Here is a 15,092-nt window from a genome sequence, read left to right as displayed (position 1 = left end):
CTTGCGAGTTACCGAGTGTTACGCTTCCTGTCAGCTTGTAACAGGAAAAGACCCGTACCAGGACGGCAGGAGGCAAAACGGCATTATGTTCGGCACAAAATCTATAATTCCGGGCCGGATACACCCAACACTTGGGTTGCTTCTCGGTTTCTACTTTTCCCTTCCTTTACTGCCCTCGGCAGCGCTTGGGGCAGACATTGATCAGGCCATTGATGTGCTTAGGGCGCAGGTTTCTGAACATTCGGCCCGAGTTTTTGCTTTGGAACAACGGCTGCTACACCCGGCTGATAGTCGCCTGTCAGTTTTTCTGACGCTGGTCAGTCCGGATGCCCTGGGGCTTGATTCGGTTGAGCTGTTCGTCAATGACAAACCGGTGGTGTCTTACTTGTACTCCGAGCGAGAGCAGGAGGCTCTGGAGGAAGGCGGTGTTCAGCAGTTGTTTATTGGCAATCTGCCCAACGGTAGCCATTCGCTGAAGGCGGTAGTCACGGCTCGATCGGGCAATGATCGTTTTGTGCGCCGGGAATCGAGCTACCGTTTTAAAAAGCGTCCGGGAAGTTTGCGGCTTCAGATGACTCTGGACGCCAAGGGGCCCGAATTCGAGCCTCGTGTGTCGTTTCGTGAGTGGAAGTAGGCAGCCATGATGTTCCGAGTGTTGGCATCCCTGCGGTTAACTTTCTGCGTGTTAGTGCTTTGTGCGGGCAGGTCTTTTGCCGCGTCAGCTACTAGCCAGACACCGAATGAGCTGAAAGCTGGCTTGACTCGCTTTGCCTTGGCAACCGGTGAGCTTACGCCTGTGGTAACGCTCTCTAAGCAGATGAGCGGGGAATCAGCAGAGTTTCTCCGAGCGCAGGTGTTTATGGCTACGGGAAGAACCGCCGAGGGTCTGGATGCGCTGAGGAATGTGGCTGAAAGCCATCACCACCGCGCTGACGCCGCACTGTTGCTGGGTCGTTATCAGCTTGCTCAAGGCGCTACTCCGGAAGCAAGGCAATGGTTTGAGCATGCAATTCGAGTTGGCTTCGGAGAAACGCGGCAGGAGGCTGGCTACCGGCTGGCCCAGCTGGAGCTGAATTCAGGCAACGCCGAGAGGGCCGGGCAGGTATTGGCAAAGATGGAATCAGGTTTTTGGGCCGCCAACGGTTATTTGAACCTGTCCAGCGAATACGTACGCTCGGATCTTAATCCCACCCGCGCGTTAGTTGCCCTCCGCGTCGCCATGGCGATGGCAGAGAATGATTCGGATACTGATCGCAGAGATCATCTGGTGAATAGGCTTCGGGTTCGGGCCGGCTATCTGGCCTTGCAAAATGACGACCCCGACAAAGCAATCGGATTTCTGGAGAAAGTGTCCCTAGAGTCCGACAACACCCCCCAGGCACTGTACCTGCACGGGCTGGCGCTTGCTGAAAAAGGCAACCATCGCGCCTCCATGCAAAGCTGGCATCGGGCCAAAAAATTTCCGCTGGCGTTTTCCGGCGTGGCGGACGCGTGGATTGCCATGGGTCGCGGATTCGATCTGTCCGGCTACTTGGGCCAGGCGGGAGAGGCCTATCTTGCGGCCAATGCCGCCTTTGAAAGCGAACGCGTCACCCTGCGCAAGCTGGCTACCGGAATACGCGAGCAGGGCGCGTACAAGTCCTTGGTCGAAGATGCACGGGCATCCGATCTCGAGTGGTTCCTGGCAGACAGCCGCACGCTGACACAGCCAAGAATGGCTTATTTACTGGATTTTTTGGCCCAGCCAGAGGCCCAGAGGGCCGTGCGCCGAGTGGCCGCGGTGAGGGAGTTGGGCCAGGGGCTGGCGCAGCAGCAAAGGGATCTCGACATATTTGCCCAGTCATTGGCCGATCAGTTGGTATTGCTTGATGGCCAGGATGATGGCGAGGCTACTGAGCATCGCGAGCGCCAAATGACACTGGCTCGGTGGCTGGCGGAGCTGACCGCGGAGCCGCTGAATACTGCACAGGCGGAGGTCCTTCGCAGTGTCTCGGAAACCCTCTCAGCCTCCACCGACAGCCTGCAGAAACTTAAGCGCCGAGTTAGCGCTCGGCCGTCCACAATTCGAAAACAGCTCGATCAAACCCGGACACTGAGCAACCAGACTGAGCGGCTGTCAGCTCAGACTCTATCCCTGGCGCAGCGGGCTGAGAAACACCTGGATCAATTGGCGCTGGATTACGTCAGTGAACAGGACAATGAAATGGCTAATGCTATCGACAAAACCGCGCAACAGATCGCCCATCTATACGAATACCTTGCGCTGGAAAACCTTGCGGAGGCGGCACAGTGAGAGGGTTCGTTTGCGCGCTGGTGTCTTCATTTCTGATGCCGTTATCGGCGGCGGCCCAGGAATCGTTCAGGGTCGAGCTCGGTCGCGACGGCGAGACCATTGCCGATATGCGGCCGGTGTACCTCAAATTCGAATCCAGGCCGATGGCGGCCATTTCCCCGGCTGAAGTCGCCCGCCGGTATCAGCAATTGTTCCAGTCGTCCGATGAACCAGCGGTGCGGATTGACGCGCTCAACCGCCTAACCAATATTCGTGATCGCTCTGGTCAAGACCTGGGTTTTTCACCCGAAGAAGAAGAGCGTGTCTATGGAGAAGTGCTCAGCAGTTACGAAGCCATACTGGGGCAGGGTTCATTCGGAGGTCGACTCGACGAACTGTTGTACCAGATGGCCAAGGCTTATGCTCTCACTGGGCAGTCGGAACAGTCTATAGATCGGCTAAAACAACTGGTAGGCCTTTATCCCCAGTCCCCACTCGTGCAGGAGGCGCGCTTCAGGATAGCGGAATCCGACTTTTCGGCGGGTCGGTTTGCCGAAGCAGAGTCCGGCTATCGGGCCTTGATAAACACCGAAGACGCCAGTGCTCTCCGTACAAAAGCTCAATACATGCTGGGATGGAGTCAGTTTAAACAGGGCCCGTCTGCCTGGGAGCGCGCAGGCCTTACTTTTCTGTCCGTGTTGGACGAGTTTCTTCCGGACACTCAAAGCCTTCAGAATCCACAGACCTCAGCGGTCGACGCCATTGATGACACATTCCGGGCCCTGGCTCTGATGGCTGCACGGAAAGAGGGGCCGGATACGTTGGCTGCCTGGCTTGAAGTCGACGCACCGCGACACTGGGCGTATCTGTTATTCGACCGTCTTGCCGATTTCCATGCGGTTCAAGGTGATTACGAGGCAAGCGTTGCCACCAACCAGTGGTTTGTCCGTTTTCACCCGAACCACCCCAAGAACCCTGCGTTCATGGCCCAGGTTGCCGCTGTGTGGGAACGGGCCGACAAACATGACCAAGTCCGTGCCGCCAAGGCAGATTATATTGCGATGTATGCTGCCCCATCGAGTTACCAGGCATTGTCTGAGCAGGACCAGGCGCGATGGCAGTTGTACAGTCGGACGCTCGCCGATTTCCACTACAACCAAGGAACCCTGGCGTTCGCCAAAAACGATAAGATTCGCGGTCACGGCGCGTTCTCCGCAGCAGCTACCTACTATGAATCCCTGGCATCACGCACTGCGTCTGCAGGTCAGATACTTCGCCTTGCCGGCGACGCGCGGTTGCAGGCGGGTGAATATCTCGGGGCGCTGTCGGACTACCAGGGAGCGGCTTATCAGACTGACGATTACCCGGAGGCGGCGGATTCTGGCTGGGCAGCCCTGGTCCTGCTGCGCGATGGTCTTGAGGGCAACCGTCGAACCGCCGAGTTCCGGCCTGAACTGGCAACGATTTCTGCCGAGTCCGATCGATTTGAACAGAGCTTTCCTGACGATTCTCGCCTTCCCGGACTTGCTGCGGATCTGGCTTCCCGGTGGTTGGCATCAGGCAATCCGGAACCGGCACTGACCTATGCAGGCCGGACTGTCACCAACGCCAACGCCTCTGCTGAGGAACGCTATGCTGCCTGGTTGGTGATTGCCAAGGTTCGCCAGAGCCAAAGCGAGTATGCCTTAGCCGAACGGGCCTGGAAGCAGGTATTGCAGGAAATGCCGGATCCTAATAAGAACAATTCGGAGTCGAATGCAAAACAACAGCTGGCACTGGCCATTTACCGCCAGGGTGAAGCGGCCAATGCGCGGGGTGACCTAACCAGTGCGGTCGAGCATTTTACCCGGATAGAAGCCGTTCTGCCGGGATCGGAAATTGCTGTCAAAGGGCGCTTCGATGCCGCCAACTCGTTGCTGAAAGCTGGCCAGTGGGCGCCGGCCATCGAACAACTCCGCCTTTTCCGCACCAGATTTTCTGACCATGAACTGACGGCCGGAATCAGCGACAAACTGGTCCATGCTTACGTGGCCTCGGATCAGCCTCTATTGGCCGCCAATGAGTTGCTCGGCGCCGCGTCGACCGCGGCCGAGCACTGGCCTTTGCAGTTAAAAGCCGCCGAGCTTTTTCACGTAGCCGGAGATCAGGCTAACCGAGACCGGCTCTACTTGTCCTACCTGAAGACCAATCCGAGCGCTGAAGACGCCGGACAACACCTGCAACTACAAACCATGCGACATCGGTTAATCAAGTCTGGTGAGCGGGCCGGAAATCTTCGGTCGACTATGGTGGCAAGTGAATTGGCCAGTCCGTGGCACTCTGAAGAGTCCCTTGCCTGGTCAGCCCGGGCTGCCTTGGTGCTCGGTGCCAGGGATGCCGCGATTTTCACCTCAATTCCCCTGAGCCAGCCACTGGCGGACTCGCTGGATAAAAAACAGCGCGCCCTTGAGAGTGCCCGAACGCGATTTCTTGAGGCTGAGCAGCTGGGAGGGGAGACCGTGCGTTCGGAGACGCTGTTCCGTCGTGCCGAACTTTACCGGGTTTTGGCTGAGGATCTGATGACGTCTTCGGTTCCTGCGGACCTGAATGGACTCGAGGCCATGCAGTATCAGATGTTGCTGGAGGAAGAGGCGTTTCCCTTTGAGGAAAAGGCGATTGCCATTCACTCCGATAATCATCGCCGAGTGACAGACCACGGTTACGATGCCTGGATTGGCAAGAGCCTGGGCGTTCTGGCTCAACTCAACCCTGGGCGTTATAGCCGTTCGGTACGGTGGATGACGTGGAAAGATCAACATGCATCTACTGGAGGGCCTGGATGATGGGTAGCCGAAGTGACATTTGCGCTCTGTTGTTTGGTGTGTGCCTGGCCATGGTAGCGGGTTGCTCTGGCCCCGTGGTAAAGCCGCAGGCCCAAGTCGATCCAGCACTCGCCGCGACCCTGGCAGAGCAGGGCAGGCAAGCGTTGGAGCAGGGCCATGCGGGGGCAGCCAAAAGAGCCTGGCGGCAGGCAGTGGAGTTAAATCCCGCAGATCCTGTGGTGGTAAACAATTTGGCGTTGCTGTTGGTCGAGGATCGCAGCTTCGTGGAAGCCACGTCACTGCTGGAGCGTGGGCTGGAGCATTCACCCAGGGTAGCGGAGCTTCATTACAACCTGGCGGTGATTGCCGAGCTGTATCTCCTCGATCTTCAGAAAGCACTGGTGCATTACCAGCGTTATCGAGAGCTTTCTGAAGCTGAGGATCAGGCAGTGGCCGGCTGGATCGCGGACCTCGAACGGAGGTTGGACTGAATGATTGAAATCGGCGGTTGGACAGCAACGGTTAGGCGCCTGGTATGTAGCCTGGTTGCGGTCTTTTTCGGCCTTACTGCTCAAGCTTCATTGGCCTCGGCACCAGGCCAGAGTAACGAAGTGCAGGGCATAAGCCTAAACGTGGAGGGGCTGTCGGCTAGCATGGGAGAGGACAATCCGCGCGTGCTCTATATTCTGCCCTGGCAGGCGCCCACCTTGCCGCGCCGACCACGGGAAAAACTACAGGATCAGTTTCCGGCGCTGACGCAACCTGTGGATCCGGTCATTTTTGAGGGTCATCGACTATTCCGCGAAACCCTCAATCCATCGCTTCTGAGCCCCAACGAGGGCTCGGTAATAACAACACAGTAACCAAGCAGTAAATACGGAGAGCAGACTCATGCTGGACACGATGGTTCGATTTTTTCAGGAAGGTGGGCCGTTTATGTACCCCATCGCGGTGGTGCTCGCCATTGGGCTTGCTATTACCCTCGAGCGCTTTTTTTACCTTGCCTCGGTTCGCCGCAGAAACCGGGTGGCCTTCGAGCGGGGGATTTTACCGCTGCTGCAGAAGCGTGATTACCAGCGTGCGATGAAGGCCGCCAGTAACTCCGACAGCGCGATTGCCTCCATCATGGGTGCAGGCATTGCGCGTCTACTGAATCATAGCCGGCGCGAGGATATCGAATACGCGATGGAAGAAGGGCTGATGGAGGTATTGCCTCGCCTGGAAAAGCGGACCCAATACCTGGCCACCCTTGCGAACATCGCAACCTTGCTGGGTCTGCTGGGCACGATTATTGGCCTGATTGCTGCGTTTACCGCGGTAGCCGCTGCCGACCCTTCGCAGAAGGCAAGCCTGTTGTCAGAGAGTATTTCAATCGCGATGAACACCACGGCATTTGGCCTTATGTCCGCCATTCCACTGCTGATGTTTCATGCGCTGTTGCAAACCCGGACCAACGAGATTGTCGACAGCTTCGAAATGGCAGGCGTCAAATTGTTGAACATCATCTCGGATCAACGCAGCCAAGCCGCCCCGGCTTAATTCAGGAATGGTTCTGACATGTCCATCAACTCATGAGTAAGTGTGTATGAGACGCCGACATCGAAAAATGGCTGCTTCACCGGACCTGGACATCACGCCGTTCATGAATCTGATGATTGTGCTGGTCCCGGTTTTGCTGCTGGGCATGGTGTTCAGCCAGGTGCGCATGATTGAGCTTAATTTTCCCGGGCAAGACACTGCGGGTTCAGCGGAGCTTAAGGAACTCAGGCTGGTGGTAACGTTGATTCCGGCTGGCCTCGAAATTGCGGACAGTGAGCGCGGCGTCATCGTGGCATTGCCAGCGAACAAGAATGAGCAGGATTTTGACGGCCTGAGGCAGGTATTAAAGGAAATAAAACGCCGTGCTCCTGACAAGACCGACGTCATTCTGGAAGTGGGACCGGATATCGATTACCAGACACTGGTGCACGCCATGGATACGGTGCGTTCGTACCCGGCCGTTGTTGCCGCGAGTGTGGTTGAAGGCGAGCTCTTCCCCGATGTTGCGTTGATGGATGCGCCGGCAGATCGACAGCTCTCGGATGCCAGCGGTGTCGCGGCGAGGGAGGACGTATGAAATCGTCACGCAGAGCTGGAAGGATTCGACGTCATCATGGTCGAGTGCAGCGGGCAGGCGGGCTCAATCTGGTTTCTCTGATGGACATTTTTACCATCCTTGTCTTCTTTCTGATGGTGAATTCGTCCGACGTCAAAGTGATGCAGAGCACGGCCGATGTAGCATTGCCCCAATCCACGGCAGAGCACGAGGCAGATGACTCCCTGGTCGTTCAGGTGGCCAGCGGAGTGATCCTGGTCCAGGGCCGGGAGGTTGCCCGGCTGGATGGGATCGAAGTGAGCGACTCTCACATCGCCGGGTTGGCCGACGAGCTTGCGTACCGTCGTCAGCGGCTATCTGCCGTCCCTGAAATGGGCTTCGAGGTGACCATCATGGTAGGGCGGGATACCAACTACCGGCTGTTGCGTAAGATCATGCAAACCTGTGTTGACCAGCAATTCCGGCAGGTCCGCCTGGCCGTTGAGGCGGAGGTGCGCAATGGCTGACCCTCGTCATTGGAGCGCAACCAGTGGGGAGCTGCCCTGGAGTTCCACTGCCAGAGAAGATCGCCAGTTTGCTATTGTAGCCGCTCTGGTCGCCGTTATTTTCCTTCCTGTTGCACTCTGGATTCCATCCCTTCACGTTCCCGAGATTGAACGTTCCGAGGCTGAACAGGTTCCACCACAATTGGCTCGTTTGGTAGAACGGCCCAAACCGATAGTGGCTCCCGAACCCAAACCGCCGGAGCCAGAACCAGTCACTAAAGAAGAGCCGGTGCCTGAAACCCAGCCAAAACCCAATGTTGCTAAGCCTGCGCCTGAACTGGCGCCTAAACCTGAACCAGTCGCTGTCAAGCGCCAGACTGCGGAGCAGGCACGGGAAAAGGCTTCCCGTTCCGGGTTGCTTGCCATGAAGGACCGGCTCGCCTCGTTAAGGGCGCCAGCAGCAAGTGAGCCTGAAGGGCTTCGAGCAAACACCAGTGCTGAAATGGCAGCGCAGAGCGTCACCCCCCCATCGGAAGTTTTGCAGGGTAGTGGTGGCGTGACGGATTCCGCGACACCTCAGGCTAAGGTTGCGGTGCAGGGGCACCGGGTGAAGGAGGTTAAAAATGTGGCCAAGGGGGTATCCAAGGTGGCCAAGGGCGAGGCCAGGCAAGAATCGTCGGTGGGTGAGCGGGCCATGAGCAACATCCGCAAAGTCTTTGATGCCCAGAAAACCGCACTTTATTCCCTGTATCGCCGGGAGCTGAGGCAGGACCCGACGCTCGAGGGCAAACTCCTGTTAGAGCTGATCATCGAACCCGATGGCTCAGTATCGGCCTGTCAGGTCGTGAGCTCGGAATTGGGTAACCCGCCGTTGGAGCAGCGTATCGCCATGAGAGTGCGGCTGTTCAACTTTGGCGCAGATGATGTGGAAACCAGAAAAGTCCGGTTTCCCATTGATTTCCTTCCGGGGTAGGTGGCCAACTAGCTCTCAATGGTGATTTTGGGGAGGCGGGGTTTGTTCAAAGACACCTTTTCTGTGGGGGCAATCACCCTGGCCTCACCAGTGACCACCCGCTGGTTGTTCTGGTTGCGTACGTCGCACTTGAAGACGACGCGGTTTTGGGCCTCTTTGCGCAGCACGCTGAGCGTGACGGTGAGAGTGTCATCCAATTTAACCGGGCGTTTGAACGACAGGCTCTGTTCCAAATAGACGGTGCCCGGGCCTGGCATAACGGTAGCCAGCGCAGCAGAAATCAGTGATCCACTCCACATTCCGTGCGCGACGCGTTCCTTGAACATGGATTCGGCGGCATATTCGGAATCAAGGTGGACCGGATTCAAATCTCCGGTTACCGCCGCAAACAACACCAACTCGTCCTCCGAAAGGGTTCTTACATAGGTGGCGCTGTCGCCTTCGTTTAGCTCGTTGTAGGTGATATTTTCCAGGGTATCCAGAATATCGCTCATCGTGTGCTCCGGACGAATTCGATTTGAGTACAAGTGTTTAGGCTCGCTCCCTGAAAACTACCTCATCGTTCACAAAACTGCTATTCTCTCCCCACTTTTTTGACTCTGATACTTTTGTAGGGTTGATTTTGATCAGCGCTGCACTAGTGGATCATTACAATCAAAAATGCCAAACAGGAGATGGTGATGGATTTCGAGCAGTTCTATCAGGATAAATACCCTGCCGGCGTACCTCGTGAGGTCGACCTGAACAAGTACAGCAGCATGGTTGAAGTATTTGACCAGTCTGTTAAGAAATACGCGGACCGTCCTGCCTTTAGTGCTGTTGGCGCAACTCTCACCTACCGTGATCTGGACACACAGAGCCGCAACTTTGCGGCGTGGCTGCAGAATAAGACGGACCTGAAACCAGGCGATCGTATTGCCGTCCAGATGCCGAACGTTAGTCAATATCCTGTTGTGGTATTCGGTGCCATGCGCGCCGGCTTGATCGTGGTGAACACCAATCCTCTGTACACCACCCGCGAAATGGAGCACCAGTTCAACGATTCGGGTGCCAAGGCCTTGGTCGTATTGGCCAACATGGCTGAGAACGCAGAGAAAGTCCTGCCGCATACCGGCATTGAGCACGTGATTGTGACTGAGATTGCGGACATGCATTCGCCGATCAAGCGAACGCTGCTGAACGCCGTGATCAAGCACGTGAAGAAGATGGTGCCTCCTTTCAGTATCCCCGGCGCCCATAAATTGCCGGCGGTCCTGAGCGCTGGCGCACGTGAGAAATATACGCCGGTTGAGTGCAAGAAAGACGATATCGCTGTGCTGCAGTACACCGGTGGCACCACGGGGGTGGCCAAAGGGGCAATGCTGACCCACGGCAACCTGGTGGCAAACCTGCTGCAAACCCGCCCAATGATGGGCGATATTGTCGTCGAAGGTCAGGAAGTGGTAATAGCGCCTCTGCCGCTGTATCACATCTATTCCTTCACTTTGAACTGCGGCATCATGCTGGAAGCCGGTGCGCACAACGTTCTGATCCCGAACCCGCGTGACATTCCAGGCTTTGTTAAGGAACTCAAGAACCACAAGTTCTCCGCTTTCCTTGGTCTGAACACTTTGTTCGTGGCTCTGTGCAACAACGAAGAGTTCCGGAACCTGGACTTCAGCAGCCTCAAGCTGACATCGTCCGGTGGCATGGCCCTGACCAGCGATACCGCAAAGATGTGGGAGAAGGTTACCGGTTGCGAAATTTCCGAAGGCTACGGTATGACCGAAACCTCACCGGTGGTAACTTTCAATCCCCACGTTGCCATCCAGTTGGGCACCATTGGCCTGCCGATTCCCTCTACCCAAATCAAGACCATTGATGATGACGGCAACGAAACGCCGGTCGGCGAGCCGGGCGAACTTTGCGTTAAGGGGCCGCAGGTAATGCGTGGCTACTGGCAGCGCCCGGAAGATACCCAGAAGTCGTTCACCGAAGACGGGTTCCTGAAAACTGGCGACGTTGCACTGGTCCAGGAGGACGGTTACATCCGTATCGTTGACCGCAAGAAGGACATGATCATCGTGTCTGGCTTCAACGTGTTCCCGAATGAAATAGAAGACGTGGTAAGCAGCCATCCGAAAGTGGTTGAGTGCGCCGCGGTTGGCATCCCTGACCCGAAGAGCGGTGAGGCGGTGAAGGTATACCTGGTAGCAACGGCCGAAGGTGTCAGCGCTAATGAGCTGAAGGAATTCTGTCGCGAGCGTCTGACGGCGTACAAAGTGCCCAAGCACTTTGAGTTCCGCGAGGAATTGCCCAAGACCAACGTCGGCAAGATCCTCCGTCGCGAATTGCGAGACGAAGCCAACGCCAGTTAACTGGCCAGGGCACTGCCGGTCTGCGGCCCCGTTCATCGGGGCCGGTGTGAATACAAACCCCGCTTCGGCGGGGTTTTCCATTTTTAAGCGTATGGCTTTCCCGATAGACTGTCGCCAAGCCAGTAACCGATACCGATTGAGAACGACTCCCTATTGCGATGACAAACACCACCACTGATCGAACCAGCGCCGTCAATCCGCCGCCTGATGGCAAGGCGGCCGTGAAAGCCATGATGAGCCAGCTGGAGATCTGCAATCAGCAGGAAGCCGCCCGGATCCTGAAGGCCGTGGCCCGAACCAAGGGGGACCCGGGCCAGAAGGATCTTGAGAAAATGGCACGGTGGCTGGAGCGGGGCCTCGAAAAAGTTCAGCAGCGTCAGGCGTTGCACAGAACGGCCGGTTTTCCGGAAGGCCTGCCGGTGTCGGAGCGCGTAGATGACATCCAGCAGGCCATCGAGAACAATCAGGTGGTGATTATCGCCGGTGAAACCGGCTCCGGTAAGACCACCCAGATCCCGAAAATCTGCATGAACTCCGGCCGGGGTATTCGGGGTGTCATTGGTCATACCCAACCCCGGAGGATCGCCGCTCGCAGTGTTGCCGCCAGAATTTCCGATGAGCTTGGCGAACAGACTGGTCAGCAAATTGGTTATCAGGTTCGATTCACCGACACCACCTCAGAGCAGTCCCGGGTCAAGGTAATGACTGATGGCATACTGCTGGCGGAAATTCAGCATGATCGTTTCCTCGACCGGTACGACACGCTGATCATCGACGAGGCGCACGAGCGCAGCCTCAACATCGACTTCATACTGGGTTACCTGCGCCAACTTCTGCCCAAACGCCCCGACCTGAAAGTAATCATTACCTCGGCGACCATCGAAGTTGACCGATTCAGTGAATTCTTTAACCAGGCACCGGTTATTGAAGTCAGCGGCCGGACTTTTCCGGTGGATGTTCGCTACCGGCCACTGACTGGGGACGAGGACGATCGCGATCAGGGCTGGACCGATGGTGTGATTTCCGCCCTCGATGAAATTGAGCAGCACGAACGCTCCGAGAAACAACCGCCCGGGGATGTCTTGGTGTTCCTGCCGGGTGAGCGGGAAATTCGGAATCTCAGTAAGGTGCTTCGTCACGTAGACCTGAAACACACGGAAATCCTGCCGCTGTACTCGCGCCTGAGCAATCAGGAACAGAATCGGGTGTTCCAGTCACACCGGGGCCGCCGAATTGTGCTGTCCACTAACGTGGCAGAAACCTCACTGACGGTGCCGGGAATCCGCTACGTGATCGACACCGGTGTTGCGAGGATCAGTCGCTATAGCGTGCGCTCCAAGATCCAGCGTCTGCCCATCGAGCCCATCTCCCAGGCCAGTGCGAACCAGAGGGCAGGGCGATGCGGGCGGGTTGCGCCGGGCATCTGTTTCCGGCTGTATGATGAAACTGACTTTATCAATCGCCCGGAATACACCGACCCGGAAATCCTGCGCACCAACCTGGCCTCGGTTATTCTGCAGATGGCGACCTCTGGTCTGGGTGAGATCCGAAACTTTCCGTTCCTTGAAGCGCCGGATCGCCGTCAGGTCAACGATGGCTACAAGCTGCTCGAAGAGCTGAGCGCGGTTGACGACAAGCGTCGGGTCACTAAACTTGGCCGTACCATGTCCCGGCTGCCACTGGATCCACGGCTGGCCCGGATGCTGGTCACCGCGGCCGACAAGGGCAGTCTGGCCGAAACCCTGATCATCATCGCCGGGCTGAGTGTGCAGGATCCTCGCGAGCGGCCCCAGGAAAAACAGCAGGCCGCGGACCAGGCGCACGCGGCCTTTAACGACAAAGAATCGGATTTTGTTACCCTTCTGAACATCTGGAACTTCTACGAGGAGCAACGCCAGGAGCTGTCCCAGAACCAGATGAAGAAGGTCTGTCAGAAGAGTTTCCTGAGCTGGATGCGCATGCGCGAATGGCGTGACATTCATCGTCAGCTTACCCTGATTTGTCGTGAGCAAAAACTGTCGTCGAATAAAGATGCCGCCAGTTACGAGGCGCTGCACCAGGCCATCCTGGCGGGTCTGCTTGGGCAGGTCGCCGTGAAGGTTGAAAAGAAGGAATACCTGGCAACGCGCAACCGGAAAGTGTTGATTTTCCCAGGCTCCAAGGTGTCCAAAACCGGCCCGAAGTGGATCGTTGCAACCGAAATCGTGGAGACCAGTCGGGTATTTGCGCGCATGGTCGCGGCCATTCAGCCCGAGTGGATCGAGCCTCTAGCCGGGCATGTGGTCAAGCACAACTATTTCGAGCCGCACTGGGAGCAGAAAAGGGCCCAGGTGATGGGCTACGAGAAGGTGACCCTCTACGGCCTGGACGTAGTACCCAAGCGACGGATTGCCTACAGCAAGGTTGATCCTGCGGAGTGCCGGAATCTTTTTATCCGCCGCGCTCTGGTGGAAGGGGATTATCGCTCGAAGGCGCCATTTATTGCCCGCAATCGGGCTATGCTCGACACCGTTGAAAATCTTGAAAAGAAAACCCGGCGCCGCGACCTCCTGGTGGATGATGAGGCGTTGGTGGCCTTTTACGATGAGCGCCTTCCGGCGGATATTGTCAGCGGTCGGCACTTCGAGACCTGGTGGAAAAGCCTGTCTGGCGAAGAGCTCAAGCACCTTGAGCTGACGGAAGAGGACATTCTGCAACGCCCGGTAGACGCTCAGGCGGGAGAGCTGTACCCCGATTACCTGGAGTGGGAAGGTGTTCGCTATCCGCTGAGCTACGAGTTTGAACCCACCAGCGAGCGAGACGGGGTGACTCTGCAAGTACCTCTCATGGCGCTGAAACAGATTCCCTCCCGCCGACTCGAATGGCTGGTGCCTGGTTTGCTGCGAGAAAAATGTGTCGCGCTGGTGAAGGGGTTGCCGAAGTCCCTGCGGCGTAATTTTGTGCCGGTTCCGGATTTTGTCGATGCAGCGCTGGCAAATATGCAGCCTTCGAATGAACCTCTTGCCCTGCAATTGGCCGAACAACTGAGGCGCATGACCGGGGTGCGGATTGAGCCAGAGGCTTGGCCGGAGTACGAATTGCCCCGGCATTTGCGCATGAACCTACGGGTCATGGGGGATGGTGGCAAGGTCATGGCTGAGGGACGTGAGACCTTCCAACTGCAGGACCAGCTGGAGGGAAAGGCAGAGGAGGCGCTGGCCTCAGCCACCAGTGAATCAAAAACTGCTGAGCCCACGGCTGAGCACGCCGATTGGCAGTTTGGCACCTTGCCGGAACAGGTGCAGACCGAAAAGGGCGGCATGCAGGTAACGGTTTATCCCGCGCTGGAAGACCAGGGGAAATCGGTCCGTCAGATTCGCTGCCTCGATCGATTGACCGCAGAAGACACCACCCGTAAGGCCGTGGCCCGTCTGATTCTGAATCGGTTCGGCAAGACCCTGGATGATCTGGAGCGTAAGCTGCCGAAATTCAAACAGTCTGCGCTCATGTTTGCCCCGATTGGTCGCGCCAGCGTACTGCTCGATGATCTGTTACTCGCCACGGCAATGCAGCATTTTCTCGCCGACGGCGTACCAAGGACAGCCGAGGCGTTTGACGCCCTGTTTGATCGTCACCGAGGTGATTTTATCCCGGCGCTCGAAGAGGCGGATCAGCGGTTATATCAGGCGATGACGGGCTATCAGAAAGTGGCGAAGCGACTGAAGGGCAAGATCAGCCTGGCCCTGGCCTCAAGCATGGCCGATCTCAAGTTTCAGCTGGCGAACCTGATATATCCCGGGTTCCTGGTGGCGACACCGCCGGAGTGGCTCGCGGAATTTGGCCGTTACTTCGAAGCAGCGCTGGTTCGGCTGGAAAAGATGCCCCGGGAAATGGGACGGGAACGGGAATTCCTGCACACCATAGAGCCCCTCTGGTCCCGCTACGCCAGCAAGCGGGACGAACTGCTTCGCCAGGGCGTTCGGGATCCGGAGCTGATAGTCTATCGCTGGATGCTGGAGGAATTTCGGGTGTCCTTTTTTGCACAACAACTGGGCACGGCGATGACGGTTTCCGTCAAACGATTGGAAAGGCAGTGGGCGCAGACCCGCATTTAAGGCAATTCTCCGAGC

12 protein-coding genes are annotated in these 15,092 nt (G+C 57.0%); 11 read left to right on the top strand and 1 reads right to left on the bottom strand.

What is annotated here, in order from left to right:
* Nucleotides 1–85: 85 nt before the first annotated feature.
* The 9 genes from QUE89_RS09435 (at nucleotide 86) to QUE89_RS09395 (ending at nucleotide 8,626) form a co-directional block, all read left to right on the top strand.
* On the top strand, nucleotides 86–634 hold the full coding sequence (locus QUE89_RS09435) for an AraC family transcriptional regulator (RefSeq protein WP_286219855.1): 549 nt from the start codon (nucleotides 86–88) through the stop codon (nucleotides 632–634).
* 225 nt (nucleotides 635–859) lie between these two features.
* The gene (locus QUE89_RS09430) at nucleotides 860–2,293 is read left to right on the top strand and encodes a tetratricopeptide repeat protein (protein ID WP_286219854.1); all 1,434 of its coding nucleotides are present in this window, start codon (nucleotides 860–862) and stop codon (nucleotides 2,291–2,293) included.
* Nucleotides 2,290–5,094: a tetratricopeptide repeat protein gene (locus QUE89_RS09425; protein WP_286219853.1), complete on the top strand. Its 2,805-nt coding sequence runs from the start codon at nucleotides 2,290–2,292 to the stop codon at nucleotides 5,092–5,094. The genes QUE89_RS09430 and QUE89_RS09425 overlap by 4 nt, the downstream gene beginning before the upstream one ends.
* Nucleotides 5,091–5,564 carry a hypothetical protein gene (locus QUE89_RS09420; protein ID WP_286219852.1) on the top strand — a complete coding sequence of 158 codons (474 nt, stop codon included), beginning with the start codon at nucleotides 5,091–5,093 and terminating at the stop codon, nucleotides 5,562–5,564. The genes QUE89_RS09425 and QUE89_RS09420 overlap by 4 nt, the downstream gene beginning before the upstream one ends.
* Nucleotides 5,565–5,936 (top strand): hypothetical protein, encoded by a 372-nt coding sequence (locus QUE89_RS09415; protein WP_286219851.1) that lies wholly within the window; start codon nucleotides 5,565–5,567, stop codon nucleotides 5,934–5,936.
* A 28-nt stretch (nucleotides 5,937–5,964) separates the two neighbouring features.
* A complete protein-coding gene (locus tag QUE89_RS09410; RefSeq protein ID WP_286219850.1) occupies nucleotides 5,965–6,612 on the top strand; it encodes a MotA/TolQ/ExbB proton channel family protein in 648 nt (215 codons plus the stop codon).
* A 46-nt stretch (nucleotides 6,613–6,658) separates the two neighbouring features.
* Nucleotides 6,659–7,189: an ExbD/TolR family protein gene (locus QUE89_RS09405; protein WP_286219849.1), complete on the top strand. Its 531-nt coding sequence runs from the start codon at nucleotides 6,659–6,661 to the stop codon at nucleotides 7,187–7,189.
* A complete protein-coding gene (locus QUE89_RS09400; protein WP_286219848.1) occupies nucleotides 7,186–7,674 on the top strand; it encodes an ExbD/TolR family protein in 489 nt (162 codons plus the stop codon). Before QUE89_RS09405 ends, QUE89_RS09400 begins: the two co-directional genes overlap by 4 nt.
* The gene (locus QUE89_RS09395) at nucleotides 7,667–8,626 is read left to right on the top strand and encodes an AgmX/PglI C-terminal domain-containing protein (protein WP_286219847.1); all 960 of its coding nucleotides are present in this window, start codon (nucleotides 7,667–7,669) and stop codon (nucleotides 8,624–8,626) included. The genes QUE89_RS09400 and QUE89_RS09395 overlap by 8 nt, the downstream gene beginning before the upstream one ends.
* Before the next feature lie 8 nt (nucleotides 8,627–8,634).
* On the opposite strand, the gene QUE89_RS09390 is transcribed toward QUE89_RS09395, so the two are convergent.
* Nucleotides 8,635–9,120 (bottom strand): MaoC/PaaZ C-terminal domain-containing protein, encoded by a 486-nt coding sequence (locus QUE89_RS09390; protein WP_286219846.1) that lies wholly within the window; start codon nucleotides 9,118–9,120, stop codon nucleotides 8,635–8,637.
* A gap of 186 nt (nucleotides 9,121–9,306) precedes the next feature.
* On the opposite strand from QUE89_RS09390, the gene QUE89_RS09385 reads away from it, so the two are divergent.
* Nucleotides 9,307–10,983 carry an AMP-binding protein gene (locus QUE89_RS09385; RefSeq protein WP_286219845.1) on the top strand — a complete coding sequence of 559 codons (1,677 nt, stop codon included), beginning with the start codon at nucleotides 9,307–9,309 and terminating at the stop codon, nucleotides 10,981–10,983.
* Nucleotides 10,984–11,141: 158 nt separating this feature from the next.
* Nucleotides 11,142–15,077, top strand: coding sequence for an ATP-dependent RNA helicase HrpA (gene hrpA / locus QUE89_RS09380; RefSeq protein ID WP_434784062.1), 3,936 nt, complete (start codon nucleotides 11,142–11,144; stop codon nucleotides 15,075–15,077).
* Nucleotides 15,078–15,092 lie beyond the last annotated feature (15 nt).

The sequence above is a fragment of the Marinobacter sp. LA51 genome (genome assembly GCF_030297175.1).
Classification (GTDB): Bacteria; Pseudomonadota; Gammaproteobacteria; order Pseudomonadales; family Oleiphilaceae; genus Marinobacter; species Marinobacter apostichopi.
The sequence above is the reverse complement of the archived record's forward strand: the minus strand, read 5'-3'. Positions and strand labels throughout refer to the sequence as shown.

Coding starts and splice junctions, on each gene's coding strand:
- QUE89_RS09420 (WP_286219852.1), top strand. CDS start 5,091: ATGATGGGTAGCCGAAGTGACATTTGCGCTCTGTTGTTTGGTGTGTGC.
- QUE89_RS09395 (WP_286219847.1), top strand. CDS start 7,667: ATGGCTGACCCTCGTCATTGGAGCGCAACCAGTGGGGAGCTGCCCTGG.
- QUE89_RS09405 (WP_286219849.1), top strand. CDS start 6,659: ATGAGACGCCGACATCGAAAAATGGCTGCTTCACCGGACCTGGACATC.
- QUE89_RS09415 (WP_286219851.1), top strand. CDS start 5,565: ATGATTGAAATCGGCGGTTGGACAGCAACGGTTAGGCGCCTGGTATGT.
- QUE89_RS09400 (WP_286219848.1), top strand. CDS start 7,186: ATGAAATCGTCACGCAGAGCTGGAAGGATTCGACGTCATCATGGTCGA.
- QUE89_RS09430 (WP_286219854.1), top strand. CDS start 860: ATGGCTACGGGAAGAACCGCCGAGGGTCTGGATGCGCTGAGGAATGTG.
- QUE89_RS09390 (WP_286219846.1), bottom strand. CDS start 9,120: ATGAGCGATATTCTGGATACCCTGGAAAATATCACCTACAACGAGCTA.
- hrpA (WP_434784062.1), top strand. CDS start 11,142: ATGACAAACACCACCACTGATCGAACCAGCGCCGTCAATCCGCCGCCT.
- QUE89_RS09385 (WP_286219845.1), top strand. CDS start 9,307: ATGGATTTCGAGCAGTTCTATCAGGATAAATACCCTGCCGGCGTACCT.
- QUE89_RS09435 (WP_286219855.1), top strand. CDS start 86: ATGTTCGGCACAAAATCTATAATTCCGGGCCGGATACACCCAACACTT.
- QUE89_RS09410 (WP_286219850.1), top strand. CDS start 5,965: ATGCTGGACACGATGGTTCGATTTTTTCAGGAAGGTGGGCCGTTTATG.